Annotated in this window: 20 protein-coding genes and 1 riboswitch; of the genes, 17 read left to right on the top strand and 3 right to left on the bottom strand. The window is 44.6% G+C overall.

What is annotated here, in order from left to right:
* Positions 1–52 precede the first annotated feature (52 nt).
* The 6 genes from GC093_RS29105 to GC093_RS29080 all read left to right on the top strand — a co-directional run bounded on the left by GC093_RS29105 (position 53) and on the right by GC093_RS29080 (position 8,852).
* A complete protein-coding gene (locus GC093_RS29105) occupies positions 53–3,091 on the top strand; it encodes a hybrid sensor histidine kinase/response regulator (protein WP_171655448.1) in 3,039 nt (1,012 codons plus the stop codon).
* The gene (locus tag GC093_RS29100) at positions 3,084–4,196 is read left to right on the top strand and encodes a response regulator (RefSeq protein ID WP_171655447.1); all 1,113 of its coding nucleotides are present in this window, start codon (positions 3,084–3,086) and stop codon (positions 4,194–4,196) included. The genes GC093_RS29105 and GC093_RS29100 overlap by 8 nt, the downstream gene beginning before the upstream one ends.
* Positions 4,197–4,341: 145 nt before the next feature.
* Positions 4,342–4,434: riboswitch (cyclic di-GMP riboswitch) on the top strand.
* 304 nt (positions 4,435–4,738) lie between these two features.
* A complete protein-coding gene (locus GC093_RS29095) occupies positions 4,739–6,106 on the top strand; it encodes a UDPGP type 1 family protein (protein WP_312886629.1) in 1,368 nt (455 codons plus the stop codon).
* Complete coding sequence (locus GC093_RS29090; protein WP_171655445.1) at positions 6,103–6,249, top strand: hypothetical protein; 147 nt, start codon at positions 6,103–6,105, stop codon at positions 6,247–6,249. Before GC093_RS29095 ends, GC093_RS29090 begins: the two co-directional genes overlap by 4 nt.
* Positions 6,250–6,273: 24 nt before the next feature.
* Positions 6,274–7,239 (top strand): bile acid:sodium symporter family protein, encoded by a 966-nt coding sequence (locus GC093_RS29085; RefSeq protein ID WP_171655444.1) that lies wholly within the window; start codon positions 6,274–6,276, stop codon positions 7,237–7,239.
* 365 nt (positions 7,240–7,604) lie between these two features.
* Complete coding sequence (locus GC093_RS29080) at positions 7,605–8,852, top strand: DUF445 domain-containing protein (protein WP_171655443.1); 1,248 nt, start codon at positions 7,605–7,607, stop codon at positions 8,850–8,852.
* Positions 8,853–8,921: 69 nt separating this feature from the next.
* On the opposite strand, the gene GC093_RS29075 is transcribed toward GC093_RS29080, so the two are convergent.
* The gene (locus GC093_RS29075; protein ID WP_171655626.1) at positions 8,922–10,121 is read right to left on the bottom strand and encodes an ROK family transcriptional regulator; all 1,200 of its coding nucleotides are present in this window, start codon (positions 10,119–10,121) and stop codon (positions 8,922–8,924) included.
* A 294-nt stretch (positions 10,122–10,415) separates the two neighbouring features.
* Between GC093_RS29075 and GC093_RS29070 the strand changes: the two genes are divergently transcribed.
* From GC093_RS29070 to GC093_RS29035, 8 genes are all read left to right on the top strand, one after another.
* Complete coding sequence (locus GC093_RS29070; RefSeq protein ID WP_171655442.1) at positions 10,416–11,354, top strand: sugar phosphate isomerase/epimerase family protein; 939 nt, start codon at positions 10,416–10,418, stop codon at positions 11,352–11,354.
* A 61-nt stretch (positions 11,355–11,415) separates the two neighbouring features.
* Positions 11,416–12,213 (top strand): sugar phosphate isomerase/epimerase family protein, encoded by a 798-nt coding sequence (locus tag GC093_RS29065; RefSeq protein ID WP_171655441.1) that lies wholly within the window; start codon positions 11,416–11,418, stop codon positions 12,211–12,213.
* Positions 12,214–12,261: 48 nt separating this feature from the next.
* A complete protein-coding gene (locus tag GC093_RS29060) occupies positions 12,262–13,227 on the top strand; it encodes an ABC transporter permease (protein ID WP_171655440.1) in 966 nt (321 codons plus the stop codon).
* A 30-nt stretch (positions 13,228–13,257) separates the two neighbouring features.
* On the top strand, positions 13,258–14,139 hold the full coding sequence (locus tag GC093_RS29055; RefSeq protein WP_171655439.1) for a carbohydrate ABC transporter permease: 882 nt from the start codon (positions 13,258–13,260) through the stop codon (positions 14,137–14,139).
* A 30-nt stretch (positions 14,140–14,169) separates the two neighbouring features.
* A complete protein-coding gene (locus tag GC093_RS29050) occupies positions 14,170–15,705 on the top strand; it encodes a type 2 periplasmic-binding domain-containing protein (protein ID WP_246315611.1) in 1,536 nt (511 codons plus the stop codon).
* A gap of 25 nt (positions 15,706–15,730) precedes the next feature.
* The gene (locus GC093_RS29045; RefSeq protein WP_171655438.1) at positions 15,731–16,765 is read left to right on the top strand and encodes a Gfo/Idh/MocA family protein; all 1,035 of its coding nucleotides are present in this window, start codon (positions 15,731–15,733) and stop codon (positions 16,763–16,765) included.
* Between the two features lie 68 nt (positions 16,766–16,833).
* Complete coding sequence (locus GC093_RS29040; RefSeq protein ID WP_171655437.1) at positions 16,834–17,826, top strand: hydroxyacid dehydrogenase; 993 nt, start codon at positions 16,834–16,836, stop codon at positions 17,824–17,826.
* Between the two features lie 60 nt (positions 17,827–17,886).
* Positions 17,887–18,918, top strand: a complete 1,032-nt coding sequence (locus GC093_RS29035) for a zinc-dependent alcohol dehydrogenase (RefSeq protein WP_171655436.1) — start codon at positions 17,887–17,889, stop codon at positions 18,916–18,918.
* Positions 18,919–18,993: 75 nt separating this feature from the next.
* Here the strand turns inward: GC093_RS29035 and GC093_RS29030 are convergent, their stop codons facing one another.
* Positions 18,994–19,296, bottom strand: coding sequence for a 2Fe-2S iron-sulfur cluster binding domain-containing protein (locus tag GC093_RS29030; RefSeq protein ID WP_171655435.1), 303 nt, complete (start codon positions 19,294–19,296; stop codon positions 18,994–18,996).
* 152 nt (positions 19,297–19,448) lie between these two features.
* Between GC093_RS29030 and GC093_RS29025 the strand changes: the two genes are divergently transcribed.
* From GC093_RS29025 to GC093_RS29015, 3 genes are all read left to right on the top strand, one after another.
* Complete coding sequence (locus tag GC093_RS29025) at positions 19,449–20,348, top strand: aldo/keto reductase (RefSeq protein WP_171655434.1); 900 nt, start codon at positions 19,449–19,451, stop codon at positions 20,346–20,348.
* 136 nt (positions 20,349–20,484) lie between these two features.
* Positions 20,485–21,360 (top strand): ROK family protein, encoded by an 876-nt coding sequence (locus GC093_RS29020; RefSeq protein ID WP_171655624.1) that lies wholly within the window; start codon positions 20,485–20,487, stop codon positions 21,358–21,360.
* Between the two features lie 59 nt (positions 21,361–21,419).
* A complete protein-coding gene (locus GC093_RS29015) occupies positions 21,420–21,713 on the top strand; it encodes a Dabb family protein (RefSeq protein ID WP_171655433.1) in 294 nt (97 codons plus the stop codon).
* A 227-nt stretch (positions 21,714–21,940) separates the two neighbouring features.
* On the opposite strand, the gene GC093_RS29010 is transcribed toward GC093_RS29015, so the two are convergent.
* The gene (locus GC093_RS29010) at positions 21,941–22,099 is read right to left on the bottom strand and encodes a hypothetical protein (protein WP_171655432.1); all 159 of its coding nucleotides are present in this window, start codon (positions 22,097–22,099) and stop codon (positions 21,941–21,943) included.
* Positions 22,100–22,383 lie beyond the last annotated feature (284 nt).

The raw sequence follows: 22,383 nt of genomic DNA, 5'->3' as shown, positions 1-22,383 counted from the left end.
ATCTGCTATGATAAATAAAGCAAATAGAAAATTTTTGTTAGAGGCAGAGACGATGAGCAAACCTGTGGCAACGATGTTAGGTATGATAGGTGTATTTTCTATAATCGTAGGGATCTTTATATATCAGTGGCTTAATCCGTCTGTGAATTATCCGGTAGCACATGATGGAATACTGGATGCACGTGAATGGAATTTTTCGAATGATGCCGTCATTCCGCTAAAAGGCGAATGGGAGTTTTATGAAGGAAAGCTGCTGAATCCCACTGATTTTAAAGAAAGTCCACAGCTTATTGCAAAAAGACAATTATTGAATGTACCTGGAGGGTGGAAGGGTTTACTGGAGACAGACGGGAGAGACGGCTATGGCGTTGGGACCTATCGTCTGCTCGTACAAGTAGACAAGACGGATATTTATAGCCTGAGGTCCAAAAAAATACGGATGTCCAGTCATATCTTTATCAATGGGCATGATCTGGGCGGCAATGGGAAGCCGGCACTGTATGGTAATGATTTTGTAGCCAGCAATTTGCCTTTCTTAGGAACCGATAAGGCGGATGCTGGCTTCATTGAAATTATCATCCAGGTTGCAAGCTTGAACTATCTAGTAGGAGGATTGGTCCAGGCTCCTGAGTTCGGGTCCTATCGAGCGGTTGCTGATCGGATAGATAACTCCCAGCTGGCAGATATGGTTCAAATATCAACGATGATGCTGTTCTTCCTATATTATGGCGGTATGTTCCGGCAGTGGCGTAAAGAGCGGCATCTTATGCATTTCAGTTTATTTTGTCTGGCAACAGGGCTGTTTTTCAGCATTGACAACGAAATATTGTTAGCAAGGTTAATTCCGTCCATTTCCTTCATATGGATACAAAAAATCATTTTTATTTCTACCTATTTTTCCTTTTTATTTTTTGCGTTGTACATATTTAGCTATTTAGGTGAACGTAATAATGTTTTGCTTCGCTGGCTGCTGCGATTTATCTATTTGTATCTCGTAATTATTGTGTTCATTCCCAATGATTATTTGGCGAATACCTTTTTACTGAACATCCTTTTGCAATTGATCACTTTTATTTATATTTTTTATGTGCTGATTCGCAAACGCAGTAAAGGTGTGCCGGGGACCAGCTTTCTGGCTTTGGGTGTATTTTTCCTGATTGCCAGCTGGATTATTGCTCAGCTCCGCTATGAGCTGGCGCTCGACAATCCGTATTATATGATTGTTACACCGCTGCTGCTCGTATTTTCGCAAGCTTTTCTAATGTCTAACCGCATTCAGCAGGCTTTTTATAAGAATGAAAGACTATCCAAGCAACTGCTGGTTTACGATCGACAAAAGGATGAATTTTTGGCAAAAACCTCACATGAGCTGCGTACGCCTTTGCATGGCCTCATTAATTTATCGCAGTCGCTGCTGGATGACCGAAAAACCGAGCTAAGTCCGCAGCACAAGGAAAATATCAGGCTTATGAACTTGGTTGGTCGACGTCTGGCGGGGCTTATTCACGATATTCTGGATATGTCAAGAATTAAGCATGGGCATATGCTCATTCATACAACTGCTGTAGATTTACGGATGAGTGTTAGCTTTGTGCTCGAGACGCTTTCCATCACGCCGATCAATAAGCAGGTTATTATCATCAATGAACTCACAGCTGGGCTGCCTCTCATTTATGCGGATGAAAACCGATTGAAGCAAATTTTATACAACTTATTAGAAAATGGGATGAAGTTTACTGAGCAAGGCTCTATCCGTATAAGTGCTGAAATAAGAGGCAAAGAACTCGCAGTTTCAATCACCGATACAGGCCGAGGGATACCAGCAGGACAGCTCGACCGTATATTTCAGCCGTTTGAGCAGCATACGGAGATAGGGGTCCAGTCGCCAAGCGGGATAGGACTTGGACTCAGCATAACCAAGCAGCTTGTGGAGCTGCAGAACGGAAAGCTGGAGGTGGAATCAGAAGTAGGCAGGGGAACGTGCTTCACCTTTACGCTGCCGATCGCCCCAGGCGAGGTGTCGGAGGACAAGACGACCTATGATACGGATTATGTAGAGAGCTATGCCTTTGCTACGCAATCTCAGACTGGAGAGCCAGCGGAGTTTTCCATTCTCTTAGTGGATGACGAGCCTTCCAATATCAAAATATTGATGGATGCAATCTCATCTCTTCAATATGACTATACAGCCGTATACAGCGGCAAGGAAGCTATTGAGCAGCTGCGTCGTTCTCCTAAGCCTGATTTGGTTCTGCTAGATTTGATGATGCCCGGAGTTTCAGGTGTAGATGTCTGCAAAGAAATCCGCAAAATGCACGGCCTGGCTGAGCTTCCTGTACTTATGCTTACAGCCTCCGGTCAAACGGGGGATATGATTGCAGCCTTCGCAGCAGGAACTAATGATATTTTGCAGAAGCCGTTTGAGTTAGCTGAACTAAAGGCCAGGGTACAATCGCTGTTATCCATGAAACGATCCTCGGAGAACGCGGTGCGCAGGGAGATGGACTTTTTGCAAGCGCAAATTACACCTCATTTCCTGTACAACAGCTTGAATGCCCTGGTTGGGCTTAGCTACAAAAATACGGATAAGCTAAGAGAAACCATTCATCACCTGACGACCTATTTGAGAGCCAAGTTTACCTTCACCTTTCAAAGCCAGCTTGTATCGTTTGAAAGAGAGCTGGAGCTGGTGAAGGCTTACTTAGCGATTGAACAGCTGCGATTTGGCAGCAGGCTTCAGGTTCGTTATTCAATCGAAGAGGGCTTCCACTGCATGCTGCCGCCGTTGACACTTCAGCCCCTCGTAGAAAATGCGGTGCGCCACGGGATTGGACCGAAGCCTTCAGGAGGTACGGTGGAGATTCGGGCCTGCCGTGTACCAGGAGGGGTAGATATTACTGTTGAGGATGACGGAATTGGTATGGATGAAGATATGCTCTTGAAGCTGAGTAAGGATCAGGCAAGTGGAGTCGGTACCGGAAATGTAAACCGCCGTTTGAAGATGCTGTACGCCCAAACCTTGGAGATTCAAAGTGAGCTCCATCAAGGAACACGTATAAAGTTTCATATACCGGAGGAACGTGATGCTTAAAGCCGTATTGATAGATGATGAAGAGATCGCTTTGGATGTGCTGGAAATTGTGCTGCTGGAAGTAGGCAATGTATCCGTTGAGCGTAAATTCCTTCAAGTGGACGAAGCGTTTGCTTATTTGGAGGATTCGGAGGTAGACCTGATCTTTCTGGATATTGAAATGCCGGGTATGAACGGGTTAATCGCAGCGGAGCGATTGTCCTTGAGATACCCCCGCAGTCAGATCATATTTGTAACCGCTTATAATGAGTATGCAGTGGAAGCCTTTGAGGTCAACGCATTTGGGTATCTGTTAAAGCCTGTTTCCAAGGAGCGTCTTGCCAAGACACTAGAGAGATATCAGCTTCGTTACAGCGATTCGGATAATGATCATGGAACGGATGCGATGTATTCTCCTGCTGCTGCGGCGGTAGCGCATAACGAAGGAGCTGCTGAGTCGTTCCTGCATTTGAATGTTCTTGGAAGTATGGAATTGTATGATTCCGACCATGCTCTAGTAACCTGGAGGACGAAGAAAACGAAGGAAATGTTCGCATATTTATGGCATCATGATGGCAATCCTATGCAGCGTCATCGTATATTGGAGGATTTATGGCCCGATCATACGATCGACCGGGGACAGGCATTGTTTCACACGACATTATACCATCTTCGGAATACACTAAAAAACGCAGGGTTTCAGGATGCGGTTATGTTTGGAGATGAGAGGTATTGGATGCGTATTGATAAGATTGTCAGCGATGCGGCGCAGTTGAAGGCGTTAATGCACTTGGAGGAAGGAGTATCCCTGGTAGGGGAATTGGTAAAGCTTTACCGAGGTGATTACTTAGAGACGGAGAATTATGCTTGGGCAGCGGCCAAACAATATGATGTTCGAGCTTCCTATCTGCAGACTCTGGAACAGCTGCTTTCCCAAGTAGGAAGGTTAGACAGGGAGTCAATTTTGCGGAAGCTTATTGCGTTAGAGCCTTATATCGAAGCCCATTACAAGCTGCTGCTGCAAGATTTGAAGGATGCTGGAGAAGGAGCTGCGGCTCGGAAATTGTATGAGCTTATGGTGGACAGATTCAAAAATGAGCTTGGGGTTGAAATTTCGATAGAATAAGCTGTTTTTACCTATATAAAAAGCAGGAGTAGTCAGGCTATCATAGTGCTTTTGACATACTCCTATGCGCAAATATTACTTCGGCAGACCGATGCACGAATTTTAGTATCTGTTAAACTATTTGTATATTACATCACATAAGTCTATACGAAAAAGACAAAATTGCTGCATAGCGATGTCGCAAAGCTAAAGGGGCTTTATTGGTATAATCAAACCAATAGGATAGCCAGCTGCCGAAATATTGTGCCTCCGTCGATTTATGTGATAAGAGGAGGGAGTATAATCAGAAAGTATTGGCATTCATTTTGGTTGAGTTTTAATCAGGTTATACTTGATGATTGTATATGTGAGAATGAGAGAGCAAAGATATACAGCAAGATCAGACATCATCAGCTGAAGCTTAAAGTATAAGACCAAATAAAAAAAGCGCCCTTCGAGGTGCTTTTTTCTTGTTTGATTCGGTTCGGAATAGTCGCATCCGTCCCTATATCGATCAATTTCATCGTATATGGTAAACTGAGATACAATAAATATCTAGGTGAGTGGGCGATTATATGGTATCCAAATGGGAACAAGCGAGAGCATTAGTCGTACAATATGACCAAGAACAGCTGCTTCATTTTTATCCGCAACTAACCGCAGCATCGCAGGCGAAACTGGTTGACAGTATACTAAAATTGGATTTTAACTCAATTAACCATATGTTGAACAACCGGCCTTCGGCGCCAGATCCAGTGGGTGATGTAAGTGCCATACAAGCTTGGGATTGGGATGCTTTTGACCGTCAGGAGCAGGAGGAATTTACGCTAAAGGGCTGGGAGCTGCTTCGACAGGGAAAGGTTGGAGCCTTGGTTGTAGCGGGCGGACAAGGGAGCAGATTGGGTCACCAAGGGCCTAAAGGCACCTTCGATATCGGATTACCTTCACATAAATCCTTGTTTCAGCTGCAAGCGGAACGTCTGATCAACCTGTCTAAAAGGGCAGGGTTTACGATTCCATGGTATGTTATGACAAGTCCGGATAACCATGAGGATACGTTAAGATTCTTTACTGAAAATCATTATTTTGGCTATTCTCAAGCGGATTGCTTCTTTTTTGAACAGGGTGTTATGCCTGCTATAGACGAACGCGGTAAAATATTAATGGCTGCCGAAGATGAGATAAGCTTGGCACCAAGCGGCAATGGAGATTGCTTTGCTGCTATGAAGCGTTCCGGAGCCTTGGATGATTTAAAGAAGCGCGGCGTGGAGTGGTTGTTCTATTATAATGTCGACAATGTATTAATCAAGGTGGCCGATCCGGTATTTATAGGGGTTGCAGCCCATTTTAATAACCCAGTAGCTACTAAAGTCATTGAGAAGGTTGAACCTGAGGAGAAGGTCGGAGTCGTCTGCTTGAAGAATGGACACCCGGCGGTTGTGGAGTACACAGAGCTGCCCGGTTCCCTTATGTTTGAACAAGATGAGCTAGGAAGGCTGAAGTACCGTCTGGCTAACCTATCCATTCAATTATTTCGTGTTGACTTTATTGAGCAGCATGCACAAACCGAAATTCCATATCACATAGCGCACAAAAAAATCCCTTTTATGAACAGCCAGGGAGTTCTAACGGCTCCAGACCAACCGAATGCATATAAATTGGAACGACATCATTTTGATTTTTTTCCTTTGGCTGATGACCTGACCGTACTTTTGATGAAGCGTGATGCGGAGTTTGCTCCTGTGAAAAATAAAGAAGGCGTGGATAGTCCGGCTACCGCAAGGCAAATGCTGTTCGAATTGCATCGCAGCTGGCTTCTTGCAGCAGGTGTTCCCTCTGAGAAGCTAGCAAGCCGGGAGATTGAAATATCTCCGCTAGTTTCTTACGCTGGGGAAGGGTTAGATTCAGATCAAGGTGATTACAATGAATGAATCTTAATGCAGCAATAAATTTTTTTTGCATACCTTATAGAAAAATCGATGGCAAATATGGTTTGCTTTTGCTGGAAATCGCAATATTAGTTCTTTTATGCCAAAACATTTATGCTAGAATAGGTGGAGAACTTCAACTCTAATACGAATAAAGAGGGCCACCATCTATGCTTAACCGACTGAATAAAGTTTTGGAAAAAGTGATGCCGCTGCTTACTCCAATCGGTGTCATTGTAGGCTTATTATGTGCATCATGGCTGTCTTCCTACAGCTTTCTTGCGCCCTGGATTTTCGCAGCGATGACCTTTGCGGGGAGTCTGGGCTCCAACTTCAAGGATTTGGGCAAGGTAATCATGCATCCACTTCCGCTCATTATCATTTTTATTATTTTACATGTGGTGATGCCGCTGATTGGATGGGGAGCAGGTCAATTATTTTTCCCTGGCGATGATCTGACACAGACGGGCTTCATTCTGCTGTTTGTAATTCCAACCGGAGTTATTAGCTTGGTGTGGGTAACGATATACCGGGGTAATATTGCACTTACCTTGGCATTAATATTACTTGATACGATGCTGTCTCCATTTATTGTACCCTATAGCTTGACTTTATTTGTCGGCGCCAAGGTACAAATGAATACATGGGACATTATGCAAGGGCTGCTTTATATGGTTGTTATTCCATCATTAATAGGCATGGCACTGAACCAACTTACTAAAGGGAAAATCAAGACCCAGTGGGGCCCGAATTTAGCGCCATTTTCTAAAATTGGATTATTTATTGTAGTATCGCTTAATAGCTCTGTAATAGCTCCTTATCTTAAGCAAATGAATAAGCAGCTCATAGTTATTATAGTGGTTGCATTTCTGTGTGCTACTTTAGGCTATGTGCTAGGGTGGTTCGTAGCGAAGGTAATGGGTTGGAATCGTGAGCTTACGATTGCTTTAACGTTCAACTCAGGTATGCGGAATTTAAGCGCAGGTGCGGTATTGGCTATCGCCTTCTTTCCGGCACCGGTTGCGCTGCCTGTAATTGCGGGGATGCTGTTCCAACAAATTCTTGCGGCACTGTTCGGTTATAGATTAGGCAAAAGCTTGGGTATGAACGGTCAGACATCAACAAAAGCAGCCTAAACACAGGAAGTATTCATCGGCTTAGTTAGATGCCGTGAATACTTTTTTGTTGACCGCTGTGGTCTTTCTGTCTATTATTAAGTCTGTTTGGTCATTCTAGTAAAGATTGTTCAAAAAGTCCGCATTTGATCGCGAAGTTTCTCAGGAAGCTAATTCGACATCGAATCTTGCATTCAGAATTGAAGCCCGGTGCTCATAAACGGTTATGCCTAAACTCCGTTACTCCTTCTTCAAAGCTTACGAAGCGAGTTTTCTACGAAAACTTGTACTTCTCGGTGCTGAAAAGTTGACTTTTTGAACTCTCATTAGTAGATATATAGGTAGGGATTAAGCTACAGAGATCTTTTGCAGAGGGGACAATTATAATGACGGGGAAATCCAAACATACGGCAACGGTGTCGCTCGGAATCATGGCGGCGGGGTTTGTAGGGACGTTGTTTGTGGACGGACCTTGGGTTCGTTTTTTACAAAGTGGATTTGAAGCAGGGCTCGTGGGAGGGTTGGCGGATTGGTTTGCAGTTACCGCGTTATTCCGGCATCCGCTTGGTATTCCTATACCCCATACGGCTCTTTTACCTAAAAATCGGGATAAAGTTTCTCGAGCATTTATTTCTACGATCCAGGATGACCTTTTGAGCAAGAAGAGCATTATGGACAAGCTGGCTCAGGTTCCCATTATTATAAGACTTTTGCGCGGCGCTCAACAGCAATTGGCTACAGACGGCGCTAAAGCAGGGATAGCGAAAATAAGTGAGTTTGCCATACAGCAAATTCCTTTGGAGAAGCTGGCTGCTTATGGGGAGAAAGAAATAATTCGGCTGTTAGGTACGTTGGATCTGCGCAGCTTGATTGATAAAACGCTCGGACAAGCCTACGCAAGAGGTTATGATGAGAAAGCGTTTGATTTTGTGCTGGATTTGGCGGAGAAGCTGGTCAGCAAGAATGAAATTCGCGACCGAATGGGTATTATGGCTGTGCAAGCATTGGCCCATCTGAAAACAAACGGACTCATGCAGTTTGCCTTGAATGCGTTCGTTGGATTTTTTAATGAAGAAAAGCTTGGCGGCTTAATTCAGCAGTTTATGCTTACAGGGATTGAAGGCTTGAGGTCTAAGGATAATGCTAACCGCAAAGCGGTGATGGAAGCACTAAGAGATTGGTTGAATAAGCCTGAGCATCAGGAGAATATTGCGTTGGAGCTAGAGAAATGGAAGGAGCAGATTGCAACCGAATGGAAGCTTGGGGATAAGCTGCTTGAGCTGCTGCAACGGCTGCAGACGCAAGCTCTTGAGTGGGTACGTGAAGAACAGTTTGCTGAGACCCATGTCATTCCGTTCTTATCACGTATGATCGAGCGGGTTGAAGAGAATGAAGAGCTGTTAAATCGAATGGAACTAGGATTGAGAGAGCAAATTGCCCGATTGATTGAAGCTAATCATCACAAAATAGGGACGTTGATCAAAGAAAACATCGACCGCTTTGACGATGCGACGCTTATTGAGCTGATGGAAGATAAAATTGGCGGAGATTTACAGTGGATTCGTGTGAACGGTGCGATTTGCGGATTTTTGATTGGAATCATATTGGCCGGTGTACATGCGTTAGTTCAGTAACAACTATAAATAGCCCAAGCATCCCTTTTTATGGAGCTTGGGTTATTTTGTTAATAACGCAAATTTTGTTTACTGCACCATATTAAAAGAAAAATGTCTATCCAGTGCAAAGTTGATAGCGCCGAGCGCCCCACCAATTTCCGCTAATGTTGCCGTGTTAACCGTAATTCCTGCTGATAGGGCCATCATGGAGCGCTGCTGCATAACTTTTGTCGCGGTTTGTACATAGGTGCTGCATATACCGGGTATGGCCCCTCCTAATATTATGGCTTCCGGGTTAAGTAAATTGACGAGATTCGCCAATGCAATACCCAGATAGGTTGCAGCATGATTAACGACACGAATTGCTAGCGCATCGCCTTGATCCGCAGCCAGACAAACATCTTTTGCACGCAGAAGCTGGAGGTCAAGCCCAGGCCTTCTTAAAGTGCTTTCTTCCTGACCTGCACGAAGTAGCCTTCGGGCTTCCTGCTCCATTGCGGAAGCCGTTGAATACAGGTGCAGACAGCCATTATTTCCGCACGGGCACACAGGGCCGTCCGGTTCTACCGTAATATGGCCGAGCTCTCCAGCACCGCCGAACGAACCGGATACGAGCTGACGATCGTTAAAAATACCAGCGGCAATCCCTGAGCCTACCCCGACATAAATCATATGATTATAGTCTTTCCCTGAACCGAATCGGCATTCTGCAAGACCCCGTGCACGGTGCCTGTTAATTGCCACAGTTGGCCAACCAAGCCCTTTACTTACCATTTCCTCAATATCCACATTGGACCAGCCCAAGTCTGATGCACTCTTAATAATGCCAAGCCTCGTATCCACAAGTCCGGGCACACCCAGACCAAACATTTGGATAACCTCTTTATCGAATTCTTGAACAAACTTGGAAGTGTGGTCAACCAGCTCTTGAACTGCTTCCTCAGGTCGTGAGGAGCTGACGGGTATTTTGGTCTTGTGAAGCACATTGCCTAGTAAATCGAATACGCCGAGCGTCCATGCCTGATTATCCAAATCGGCACCCATAATAGCATGGGATCCGGGAACCAACTCTAGTGAAATGGCGGGACGCCCTCCTGTGGAAGGAGCTTTTTCCGTTTCTTTCACGAGATTCCACTCAATAAGCTCGGAAATCGTTGATGAAATAGTGGCTCGACTGAGCTCGGTAATTTTGGTCAGTTGAATCCGGGGCATGGAGCCGTGCATGCGCAATGCTTGGATGATGCTGGTTTTACTGCCCTTTTGATCGCTTTTGTTAGGAATTATCATAAGTTTCACCGTCGCATATCATTCTGTAATTAAATCGATTATACCTGAAACTCAAGATGAATGGTAAATATTTCGATTTCTTCAATCAAATAGCAGGCAGCCACTACTCTATATAAGTAATATATCTAATTTAATAAAAAACAAAACAAAGATCAAGTTTAATATACAAATAAAACTGCTTTTTTTACTTAAAACTTTATTTTTTTAAATACTTAATTTATATATTGACATAAGTCCCTGATTTACATTATGATAACCTCATAGAAATGAAAGCGCTATTACGGAGGGGATAGAATGAAAGCAACGATTGTATTAGGTGGAAATATGTATGATGACTCAACAATTGAGCATTTTTTGAAGGATGCAGCCGCTATCGGTTATGAAGGTGTTGAGATTCGTGGTGTTGGAGAATTGAAGGACGGTCACATTCCACAGGAGCGGGTAGAGCAAATTAAAGGCTTGCTTGATGGCTATAAACTTACACCGACTAATCTTTCTTTGTTTGCAGGCGGGTTTGCTTGTAATACTGAGGAGGAGAATGAGGCAGAGCTTCAAAAATGGGAGCGTTATCTGAACTTTGCTTCAACAATTGGATGCGGCATGATGAGACTGAATCCGGGCTTCCAGCATTCTGACGAGGTTTCTAAAGAGGATTTTGCAAGAGCTGTGAAATGGTTTCAAAAATGTGCTGATCTGGCAAATGAACGAAATATTAAGGCTGTTATTGAAATGCACCATGGGACGCTGTGTGACAATGAGGATTCATCCATCGCATTTGTAGAAGCGGTTGGACGCAGCAACGTGGGATTGATACTCGATCCAGTCAACTTATATCAAGTGCCGACAGAGTATGGAATTCAAACGATAAAGCGGTTAAAGCCATACCTCTACAATGTTCATATCAAAGATATCGTGGAATTAAAAGGGGATCAATATCCTTGGGCTTTCGAGTACAGTGATTATGTACCGCACATCGGAAGATACCATCGGGTTATAGCAAAAAAGAACAACAATGAGGAACGCTACTACTGTCACCGTCTCATCAATCAGGGAGGTATTGACTGGTATGAGGTATTCCGGGGGCTAGAACAAATCGAGTATAGTGGACTGCTCACCATTGAAAGTGTAAGCAAGCCGGGCTCCGATCTTCCTGTACACACGGCGTTAGCGCAGCAATGCTACAATGATTTGCAGCACTTACTTAGTACAGTGAAGCCTAATGTCAACGTTTAAGAAAAGCTTCTGATCGAAGCCTTTCGAGGAAGATATAAAAGTTCAATAGGGGAGTGCTGGTATGAAGAACCTGGAAAAGCAAGTTTCTTATTCGCTCTTTGTCAAGCATTGGAAAGACAAGTCAGCTCATGACTTGGCCCGCTTTGTAAGCGGTATCGGATTTGATGGCGTTGAGCTGCCCGTCCGTGCGGGATTTCAGGTTGAGCCTGAAACCGTCGGAAAATCTTTGCCGGAATTCGCCAAGCAGCTAGATGAACATGGGGTCAAAATATACAGCGTTGCCGCTTCAACCGATGAATCAGTATTCGCCGCATGTGCGGAGGCTGGGGTACCGGTGATACGGATCATGGTCAATATAGATCAGGACGGCTATAAAGCTACGGAAGAGCGGACCAAGCGTAAGCTGGAGCAGCTTATCCCACTTTGTGAGAGATACGGCGTGAAGGTTGGCGTTCAGCAGCATTACGGGAACTATATCATTGATTCCAATGGAATTATGAACTTGATGAGTGATCTAAGCCCCGAGCATGTGGGTGTGGTTTGGGACGCAGCACATGATGCTTTTGCCGGACAGCAGCCCGAATACGGATTGGATATCGTATGGTCTCATCTTGCTATGGTCAACTTGAAAAACGGATTTTTTATCCGCAGTAATGGACCTGAGGCTGAAACAGCCGAGTGGAAGCGCCATTTTACTACCGGAAGGCATGGTATGGCGCATTGGCCAAGGATTGCTGGCTATGTGAAAGAAAGAAACTATTCCGGTGTAGTATGCTTGACAGCGGAATACACGGATCTGGATAACAAGGACCGCTACATTGCTGAGGATCTGGCTTACGCGAAGTCGTTATTTAAGTAATAAGCTTACACATTTCAATGGATCTTTTATAAAGGGAGGTGCAGCACCATGGCAGTTCAAAGCGAATTGCAATTGGGCAGTCTCGCAAAAACCGCACCGCAAAGCAGATGGAAGCATGTGATGCACGGACTTAAACGAGACAAATTTCTTTATTTATTGATTGCTCCCGGCCTATTGTTTTTTCTAGTATTCAAATATGTTCCCATGTGGGGAGTCGTCATTGCTTTTCAAGACTACTCGCCGTACATGGGTGTAATGAAAAGTAATTGGGTGGGTTTTGAGCATTTCACGCGTTTTTTTTCAAACCCGGACTTCTTCCTATTATTTAGAAATACGATGGCTATCAGCTTGCTGAGTTTGGTGTTCTTTTTCCCTCTACCGATCGTGCTCTCCCTTTTATTGAACGAATTACGCAATGAAATATACAAAAAGTGGATTCAGTCGATCGTGTATATGCCTCACTTTCTTTCATGGGTTATTATCGCGGGAATTACCTTTTTGCTGCTGTCTCAGTCGTCTGGGATTGTGAATAAGATGCTGGTCAGTCTTGGGTTTGCCAAATATGATTTTTTGACGAATGAGAACAATTTCTGGGCTCTACTTACTATACAGAATGTATGGAAGGAAGCCGGATGGGGAACAATCATTTTCCTTGCAGCCATCGCCGGGGTCGATCCTCAGCAGTATGAAGCGGCAAAAATGGATGGTGCCAATCGCTTACGGCAAGCCTGGCATGTAACGCTGCCCGCGATCCGAAGTGTCATTATCGTATTGCTCATTTTGAAGCTGGGTCATATTATGGATGTTGGGTTTGAGCAGGTGTTCTTGATGATGAATGGAGCCGTGTCCAATGTCGCAGATGTGTTTGAAACCTACGTTTATCGCCTGGGTATTCAGCAGGGGCAATTCAGCTTTAGTACAGCCGTTGGTTTGTTCAAATCAGTAGTCGGATTAATATTGGTTGTTGCAGCCAATAAGCTGTCCAAACGCTTTGGTGAAGAAGGCGTGTATTAATCGCTAAATATCGGTAACGAGGTGAGGATAATGAAACGAAGCATAGGGGACCGAATATTTGATACAGCTAATATAATTGTGCTGGGCATCGTAGCGATCATTACGCTTTATCCACTGTATTATGTATTTGTTGTATCTTTTACGGACCCGGCAGAGTATATCAGGAAGCAAGGATATATCTTATTTCCACAAAAATGGACTTTGGATTCTTACAGATACTTGTTGTCTACATCGGCCTTCCGAAACGCCACCATGATCAGCGGAATTCTAGCTACCCTCGGAACGGCGTTAAGCTTGGTAGTTACAGCTGCACTCGCATACGGCTTGTCTCGTAAGCGATTGCAAGGCAGAAGAATCATCATGCTGCTAATTCTTATTACGCTTTTGTTTAGTCCGGGTTTGATTCCGCCTTACTTGCTGATTCGCGATTTGGGACTGATCAATAGTATCTGGTCATTGATTTTGCCAGTGCTGACAAGCGGCTGGTATGTCATCTTGATGAAGAGTTTCTTTGACAGCATTCCAGTTGAGCTGGAGGAATCCGCTGTTATCGACGGATCAACCGATATCGGAGTGTTCTTCCGAATCGTCCTTCCGTTGTCGCTTCCTGCATTGGCGGCATTCGGATTATTTTATGCAGTCGCTTACTGGAACACTTTCTTTAGTGCGGTATTATACATCAATGATCATGCTAAATGGCCTCTTCAGCTCGTGCTGCGCAATATGCTGATCGACTCCTCGACCCAAGCAGGGGGATCGGCTGCAGCAGAGATGATGGCTGGACAAAATATCCCTACCGAAACTTTAAAAATGGCTGCTGTCGTAATTGCGACGATTCCAATCCTATGTGTTTATCCGTTCCTGCAAAAGCATTTTGCCAAAGGTGTAATGCTCGGTTCGGTGAAAGGATAATCTTTTTAAAAATGAATTAGGAGGGTTAGTATGAAAGAAAAAGAGAAGTTCATTAAACGTAAAGCGGTGCCAGCATCACTCTCATTCATTATGGTAGCATCGATCTTGTCAGCTTGCTCAGGCGGCGCAGCACCAGGAACAGATAAAGGTGCAGCAGGTGCTGTAAAAGATGAAAAACCGACAGAAATCAGTATCTTCACAGAGTTCAGTACTCCCGAGCCCCCGGCGGCTGACAATCCGGTTACGAAGGAATTCGAGAAACGCACGAATACCAAACTGAATATTACCTGGGCATCTCCTAACGCTTGGGAAGAGAAGCAGAATGTTATGTTGGCATCGGGTGACCTTCCTGACCTGATGAAGATCAAGGATATGAAACAAACTCAAGCCATTACTATGATTAAACAAGGCGCTTTCTGGGATTTGACTCCTTATTTGAAGGACTATAAGAACTTAGCGGCTTATCCGAAAGAAATTATGGACAGCGTAAAAGTGGATGGCAAGCAATTCATCCTGCCCTCCGTACGCCCGCTTCATGGAAGCAGCTTTTTCAATATCCGCCAAGATTGGTTGGATAACGTAGGACTGAAGATGCCGCAAACGATGGATGAATTCTATATCGCTATGAAGGCATTTGTTGAAAAAGACCCAGACAAGAACGGCAAGGCTGACACGTACGGATATAACGGCAAGAACTGGGAAAAAGTTATCGATATTTTCAACAATAGTAACGGTAAGTGGAAAGACGTAAGCGGTAAGCTGGTTGACACTGATTTGGAGCAAGGAACAAGAGACGGGCTTATTTATCTGAATAAAATGTACAAGGATAAAATATTGCCTGAAGATTTCACCATTATGAAAACTACAGACTATGAAAATATGGCAAAAGCCGGTAAAGTCGGCGTCCAAATGGATACGACAGAAGGCGTATACCGTGCTACAGAAGGTGCACAGAAGCTTGATCCGAAAGCCGATTTCGTAGCCATGACTTTTCTTCAAAGCCCTGCTGGTAAAATGGTTCACACAGGGAGCGGATTTGCCGGACTTTACTTGATTCCGAAAAAGGTCCCTGAAGCCAAAATGAAGAAAATCCTGGCTCTGATGGATTACGGCGCATCCGAGGAAGGCTTTGAATTGGCCTGCTACGGTCTTAAGGACATCCATTTCAAGGTGGTAGATGGCTTTAAAACAGCGACAGAACAAGCAATCAAAGAGAGTGTATCGCAAAGCTCGTTCGGTAAAATTTTCGAAAGATATGATCCGTACCTGTGGGCATATCGTGTTGGAATGCCGAAGGCAATGTTCGAACGCAACAAGAAAATCGTTGATGAACGTGGCAAATATGGAGTGCCTGATGTATCGATCGGTCTGTTGTCTGATATTGATTTGAAATTAGGACCGGATTTCAAGAAGAAAATGGACGATATGAAAGTTAAAGTCATGATGGGTAAAGAACCGATCGAGTCATGGGATGCTATGGTTAAGTCCTACAAAGCAGATGCCAATTACATGAAGATGATCGATGAATTTAACAAGGCTTATCAGGATAAAAAAAGCATTAAATAAATAGAGAGAAGGAGTCGAGAGGCCCATGCTGCAAAAATTGCGATTGGCCGTTGTCGGATTGGGACGCGTATCAAAGTCTCATCTTCCGGCAGTACGGGAGTTGGCACATAAAGTTGAATTGGTTGCACTGGTAACCCGAGATGAAGATAAGCTGCGGCAAGAGGCTGAACAGTGGGAAGGCGTAAAAACTTACACATCCTATGATGACGCGGTCAACGATCCGGACATCGATGCTTTCCTGCTGCTACTGCCGCATGATATTCACGCGGAATATTCGAATAAGGTACTTCGTGCTGGTAAGCATGTATTGGTAGAAAAGCCTATGGCGATGAATGTTCAGGAAGCTGAAGAAATGGCGTTAGCTTCCGAGGAGAACGGCGCCACATTAATGATCGGCCAGAGCCGTCGTTTCTTTAGCCCTGTAATGGAGTCCATCAAGCGGGTCAGAGCGAATGAAATCGGCGGGCTGATCAATATTAATGCGCTGCTGCTTGCACATATGGATAAGCCTGCGACCGATTGGTGGAAGGACGAATCCAAAATCGGCGGATTTATCATTCCGCTGTGGGGCAGCCATATTTTGGACTATATCGTGTGGGCATACGATAAAATGCCGCTTTCGGTTTATGCGCAAGGACATTCCAACAATCCTAATTGGAGTGGAGAGGATGAGGTCGCCATCTCGCTTAATTTTGGCGAGGGTCAAATGGCTAACGTTCTCATGTCATTCAATGCAGGAGCACGCCCGACTGATGAAGAAGGACTAACAGGCAAACGGATATGGTCAACACAGAACAGTATCTACGAACGTTACCTGATCGGCACGAATGGCATGATGCAATTGAAGGATGAATACGAGCTGTTGATGAATGGCGAAAAACAGGATGAATGCGACAGAACAAACTCTAATTTTACTTGGCAGCTCGAAGAATTTGCGGACGCTATCCGTGAAGGAAGAGAGCCCCTTGCTTCGGGACGAGAAATCATTCGCGTGATGAAGGTTATAGACGCTTGTTTCGAATCCATGCGAACGCATCAGGTTGTGCCCATTCAGTCTTAAAGATAGCTTTAACAAATGCTTACCAAGTCAGTTTCACTAAAACGAAACTCTTAGGAGGAACTATACCCATGAAGAAGAAAGCATTGGTGCTCTCACCGGAATCACGTTTGAAAGAGGTCTGTTCCGACAAATGTCGGACACTCTTGAATGAACATTTCGATGTATCCTGGAATGAAACGGGCAAGGATTACACGAAGGAAGAGCTGGCCGAAATGGTTAGTGACGCCGAAGTGATTATTACGAGCTGGGGTTCTCCTAGTCTTAGCGAAGAAGCATTGGAGAAAGCGGTCAAGCTTCATTCAATAGGCCATGCGGCCGGAACGGTGAAGAATTTAGTTCCTAAGCAAATCTTTTCACGTGGTGTTAGGGTATTCTCTGCGGCTCCCCGTATCGCGTTAAGCGTGGGAGAATACTGCCTTGCGGCACTGCTTGCATCCCTTCGCCATCTGCCTACTCTGGATGCCTCATTGCGGGCAGGCCAATGGAGAGAGCTTGGTCTTAAAGGCAGAGAGCTTACCGGCAGCACAATCGGTATCATTTCCGCTAGCTCCACAGCCCGGGCTTTCATCAAACTGTTAGCGCCGTTTCAAGTCAACGTACTTGTTTACGATCCGTATTTGTCCGAGGAAGCGGCAGCTGCATTGAACGTTACGAGAGCATCCCTAGAGGAAGTTATGAGCTGTCCCATTATTTCGGTACATGCACCTAAGCTTCCCGCTACGGAAAGAATGCTAACCCGTGAATTGTTGGCGCTCATTCCTAATGGCGCTGTTTTTATCAATTCTTCACGCGGTCCTGTTGTGGATGAGCAAGCCTTTATGGACGAGCTTAACAGCGGACGTTTCTTCGCAGCGCTCGACGTGTTCGAGAAAGAGCCGCTTGTAGCGGACAGCCCGATTCGTTCCTTGCCGAATGTACTCATCACCCCGCATGTTGCCGGAGCATCGGTACAAGGCCATCTTTCGTTGATGGAGGAAGTGGTGAAGGACATTATACGGGGCTTAAATGAAGAAAAGACAACCTATGAAGTCAGCGAGAGAATGTGGGAAGTTATGGCATAGAAATTCCGGATACGGATAAATAACGCAGCTTTGGAGCTAAGTGGAAGGAGATTTGAACATATGGTAAGAAAAATGTCAGTACCGCCTATGGAATTGGTGGACTACGAGGGTCCCGGTACGCAGATGTGTGCTGTTATGGATGCAATTGGAGAGATTAGTGTCAGAAGGGCTTTGATTCCTGAGCCCAAGGATGGAGAGGTACGCGTCAAGGTTAAGTGGGTCGGCATTTGCGGCAGTGATGTTGAAGTGTTCCGAGGCGCACGCGAGCCTGAATTTATTTCGTACCCAACCAGACTTGGACATGAAGTAGCCGGAGTCATCGATAAAATCGGACCTAACGTGATTGGTGTCAAGGAAGGCGATCATGTAGCACTGAGGTATGTATGGGGTGCATTTGCAGAATATGTGTGCTGCACTCCCTTCTCACTGAAGGTACTGCCTAAAGACCTTCCATTAATCGAAGGCTCGTTAATTGAGGTGCTTCCCGGAATCATCCATGCAGCCGAATTGGGCGATATATCTCCCAATAAGAATGTATTAATCACAGGGCAGGGCGTCAGCGGTTTAGTGATGACCCAAGTGGTAAATATGTTCAGTCCGAGAAATTTAATTGTTACAGACCTGTTTGATGAAAAGCTGGCACTAGCCCGGAAATATGGAGCTACCCATACTTATAAACTTCCTAATGAGCATGCAAATACAATGGATATTGTCGGAGCCGATTTCCCTGATGGCTTTGACGTAGTTATTCCTTGCTTGCTGGAAGGAGCGGGAATGGTGGATGCCATTAACGCTGCGGCTCAAAACGGGCGTATAGTTATGTACGGCTGCATCGGCACCTGCCACAAACCGGTTGATTTCTTCAAGGTTCATAAAAAAAGGCTGGATATTTTGTCTACGGAGCCTAAACGTGACATCGATAATCGACGTTTCTTCGATGAAGGTCTGCGTCTTGTTCTGGACGGACTAGTCAACACAGAGGAAATGATAACTCATGTTGTTCCTCTAGCAGAGGTTGCACGAGCATTCCAATTGAGGAATGAGCATAAAGGAGATACCATTCACGTTATGATCGACTGCGAAGCGAAATAGTCAGTAACAAAACCGTCCATCAGGGCGGTTTTTGTTGTTGTGCGATTACTATGAAACGAGAGTGTTACACCTAGTCTAAAACTCCAGCTTTTTAAAATAACATAAACAAGCCAAACGGTACCCTAAGGACATCGCTGTACGACCGACAGCTAGAGCTCTTTGCTCATTTTTAGTCGGCTCTGCCAGAAGTTCGGCATTCTCCACAATTTTGATCGTACAGCTGCGGCAAGCTCCCTTAGTGCAAAGAAATGGAATTCCCTCTTTTTTCGGCTCGGTGAATGATTCATTTACTATTTGCAGGACTGTCATTCCCGGCTGGTATACGACAGTGAACATTTTATCGCTGTTATGAACCGCTTGGATCGTTATGGTATTCACTTAGTCATTGTCTCCTATATGTTTGAGATATCTGTATTATAGCAAACTATGGTTATCTGTTTAATGGCTGAATTCTCCAATTACAGGGAAGATGTCTGAAGAAACGGTTATAATAGAGTCAATGCTTTTTAATATGGAAGGAGTGCGGGAATATGGCAATAATCAATAGATATGAGATTGAGCAAATACGAAGTGCGATCTCTAAGCAACCTGTATTACTTGCTGACGGAACTCCATTGCCAAGATTGGGTCAAGGCACTTGGAACATCGGCGATGATCCTTCTAAAAGGGATGAAGAGATCCGTACATTAAGATTAGGTGTGGAGCTTGGGATGAATTTAATCGATACCGCTGAAATGTATGGTGAAGGTAATTCGGAGCAATTGGTCGGAGAAGCAATTAAAGGAATCAGAGATGAAGTATTTATTGTATCCAAGGTATATCCTCATAACGCAGGCTTAACCCGCATTGCCACAAGCTGTGAAGCGAGCTTGAGGCGGTTGCGGACAGATCGTTTGGATCTGTACCTGCTGCATTGGAGAGGAAACGTCCCGCTAAGTGAGACCATCGAAGGAATGGAGAAATTAGTTCAAGAGGGGAAAATTGCAAGATGGGGTGTATCCAACCTCGACACCGCCGATATGAAGGAGCTGCTTAGATATGATAAAGGTGCTCGGTGTGTAACTGATCAAGTGCTATATCATCTTGCCTCACGGGGGATCGAGTATGATTTGCTGCCTTTACTAAGAGAGCATAGAATGCCGATAATGGCTTATTGCCCCCTAGCTCAAGCCGGTTCATTAAGAAGAGGGCTTGTTGAAAATAAAGCACTCCAAAATATTGCTAATAAGTATAACGTCACTCCGTATCAGCTGCTATTGGCTTGGTGTACCCACGAGGGAGATGTTATTGCGATACCAAAAGCATCGTCTGAAGAGCATGTGGTTGATAATGCTCAAGCTATCTTTATTGATTTATCCGAAGAGGATATCCGAAGCTTGGATGCTGAATATGCGAAACCGTCAAGAAAAATGCCGCTTGATATGGTGTGATAAGGAGAGGCAGCTCCTTCTTTGAAATTTGCCGCTCCAATTAATATGATTTATGCTAAAATATATGAGACCAAATGCGCTATCTTTTTAATAAGCCAAGTTGGATTTATTGTTATGGGAAGGCGGGTACTTCTTAATGAAGCTAGGAGCTATTGAAGCAGGAGGAACGAAATTCGTCTGCGGTATCGGCAATGAGCATGGCGAAATTACGGATCGGATAAGTTTTCCGACAACAACACCTGAGGAAACGATGGGACAGGTGATTCAGTATTTTAAGGAAAAGGACGTTGAGGCGATAGGTATCGGCTCTTTCGGTCCGGTAGATTTGAACAAATCCAGCAGTACATACGGTTATATTACTACAACTCCCAAACCTTACTGGAATCAATACCCTGTTCTAGGTGAACTTCAAAAGCATGTGAATGTTCCAATAGGATTTGATACAGACGTGAATGCAGCGGCTTTGGGAGAAGTCGAGTGGGGAGCAGCCCGTGGCCTATCCAGCTGTGTGTATGTAACAATTGGAACCGGAATTGGAGCCGGAGCTATTGTAGAAGGAAAGCTGCTGCATGGTTTGCTCCATCCGGAGATGGGGCATGCTTTGATTAAACGGCATCCTGAGGACCCTTTTGAAGGCAAATGTCCTTATCATCATGATTGCTTGGAAGGAATGGCTGCAGGCCCGGCTATCGAAATGCGATGGGGGAAAAAAGGGCATGAGCTTGAACAGAACGATAAAGTGTGGGAGATAGAGGCTTATTATTTGGCTCAAGCGGTTACAAATTTTATCTATATTCTTTCTCCTGAAAAAATTATATTGGGTGGCGGCGTTATGAAGCAAAAGCAGCTGTTCCCTTTGATTCGCAATAATGTAGCGCAAATGTTGAATGGCTATGTACAGAAGCGGGAGCTGGCTGAGGCAATAGATGATTACATCGTGCCTCCGGGTCTCGGAGATAATGCAGGACTTAGCGGTGCATTGGTGCTTGCAAAGCGGGAGCTGCAACAGTAAGCTATAGCAAGGCAGAATGACATAAAAATAATTTCTAAATTAGGAAAAGAGGACACACCATGATTGATCATATCGTACTTGTAAAATTCAGTGATACTACAACGCCAGAGCAGTTGCAGGAAGTAGTGGATCGATTCAAAGCAATAAGAAGCCACCTGACAGGAATTGTTGACCTTCAAGCGGGACTTAATTTCTCAGACAAAAATCAAGGCTACCAAGTGATTTTATCCGTACGTTTCGAAGATAGAGCAGCGCTTGCTGCATATGGCCCGAATCCTCAGCATCAGGCTGTGGGAGCTTTTATTAGGGAAGTTGGCAGATTGGATAGTATCGTGGTTGATATAGAGATCTAATCTGAATCGAATATGGAAAGAGGCCGACTGTCAATGTACACGGTAACCCGAAAGGTAGACACTTTATAAAAAAGTGCACGTCTTCCCCGGTTACAAGTTCATTGCAGTCGGCCTTTTTTTTGATAGATTAGTTCCTGAATCTACGAACTACACGATGTAGTTTGAAATGATTATAGGAGCATTAACTATCTTATTATATATTAAAACGAACTTAGCGCTTGACGAATTCATTCGATTTTCGGCTCCATACCCAGCTCTGCGCTTGACAAGACCTTACGAATGGCAATAACAGTACACAAGACAATATTCGAATCCATTGCCTCCCCAAAACCTGCATCTATACAGCCTTTGGCCGTTTTATCGGGAGTCTTCGTGAATTCATGCAAATGTGCATCTCTTTTTTCATTCTCAGCTGAAACCGGAGCATTTTCAAGAACATTGCTGTACTTTCGCAGTTATTTCCTCTCAACAGCAAATTTTGGTGAAAAAGAAACTGCATGTTTGCAGGATATTGTGCAAGCTGATGATCGGAGGTGGGGCAAACGCTGATTTTGAGGTTGAGCCCTTATTATAGCCTCGTTTTATCCAAGCTTGCATGAAGCAAGGCGTATGGGTCAATCCAAGGGTTGGTCTAATTGTTTCAAAAGTCAGTTGCTGCTAGTGAGACCCC

It is taken from the genome of Paenibacillus foliorum (assembly GCF_013141765.1).
GTDB lineage: Bacteria > Bacillota > Bacilli > Paenibacillales > NBRC-103111 > Paenibacillus_S > Paenibacillus_S foliorum.
Note: the sequence above shows the minus strand (reverse complement) of the source record. Positions and strands in the feature narration are given on the sequence as shown.

Bases quoted from the DNA above. Each gene is read 5' to 3' on its own strand.
- GC093_RS29085 (WP_171655444.1), top strand. From the start codon at position 6,274: ATGCTTAACCGACTGAATAAAGTTTTGGAAAAAGTGATGCCGCTGCTT.
- GC093_RS29025 (WP_171655434.1), top strand. From the start codon at position 19,449: ATGGCAATAATCAATAGATATGAGATTGAGCAAATACGAAGTGCGATC.
- GC093_RS29035 (WP_171655436.1), top strand. From the start codon at position 17,887: ATGGTAAGAAAAATGTCAGTACCGCCTATGGAATTGGTGGACTACGAG.
- GC093_RS29075 (WP_171655626.1), bottom strand. From the start codon at position 10,121: ATGATAATTCCTAACAAAAGCGATCAAAAGGGCAGTAAAACCAGCATC.
- GC093_RS29040 (WP_171655437.1), top strand. From the start codon at position 16,834: ATGAAGAAGAAAGCATTGGTGCTCTCACCGGAATCACGTTTGAAAGAG.
- GC093_RS29090 (WP_171655445.1), top strand. From the start codon at position 6,103: ATGAATCTTAATGCAGCAATAAATTTTTTTTGCATACCTTATAGAAAA.
- GC093_RS29065 (WP_171655441.1), top strand. From the start codon at position 11,416: ATGAAGAACCTGGAAAAGCAAGTTTCTTATTCGCTCTTTGTCAAGCAT.
- GC093_RS29055 (WP_171655439.1), top strand. From the start codon at position 13,258: ATGAAACGAAGCATAGGGGACCGAATATTTGATACAGCTAATATAATT.
- GC093_RS29080 (WP_171655443.1), top strand. From the start codon at position 7,605: ATGACGGGGAAATCCAAACATACGGCAACGGTGTCGCTCGGAATCATG.
- GC093_RS29105 (WP_171655448.1), top strand. From the start codon at position 53: ATGAGCAAACCTGTGGCAACGATGTTAGGTATGATAGGTGTATTTTCT.
- GC093_RS29100 (WP_171655447.1), top strand. From the start codon at position 3,084: ATGCTTAAAGCCGTATTGATAGATGATGAAGAGATCGCTTTGGATGTG.
- GC093_RS29070 (WP_171655442.1), top strand. From the start codon at position 10,416: ATGAAAGCAACGATTGTATTAGGTGGAAATATGTATGATGACTCAACA.
- GC093_RS29015 (WP_171655433.1), top strand. From the start codon at position 21,420: ATGATTGATCATATCGTACTTGTAAAATTCAGTGATACTACAACGCCA.
- GC093_RS29020 (WP_171655624.1), top strand. From the start codon at position 20,485: ATGAAGCTAGGAGCTATTGAAGCAGGAGGAACGAAATTCGTCTGCGGT.
- GC093_RS29060 (WP_171655440.1), top strand. From the start codon at position 12,262: ATGGCAGTTCAAAGCGAATTGCAATTGGGCAGTCTCGCAAAAACCGCA.
- GC093_RS29045 (WP_171655438.1), top strand. From the start codon at position 15,731: ATGCTGCAAAAATTGCGATTGGCCGTTGTCGGATTGGGACGCGTATCA.
- GC093_RS29050 (WP_246315611.1), top strand. From the start codon at position 14,170: ATGAAAGAAAAAGAGAAGTTCATTAAACGTAAAGCGGTGCCAGCATCA.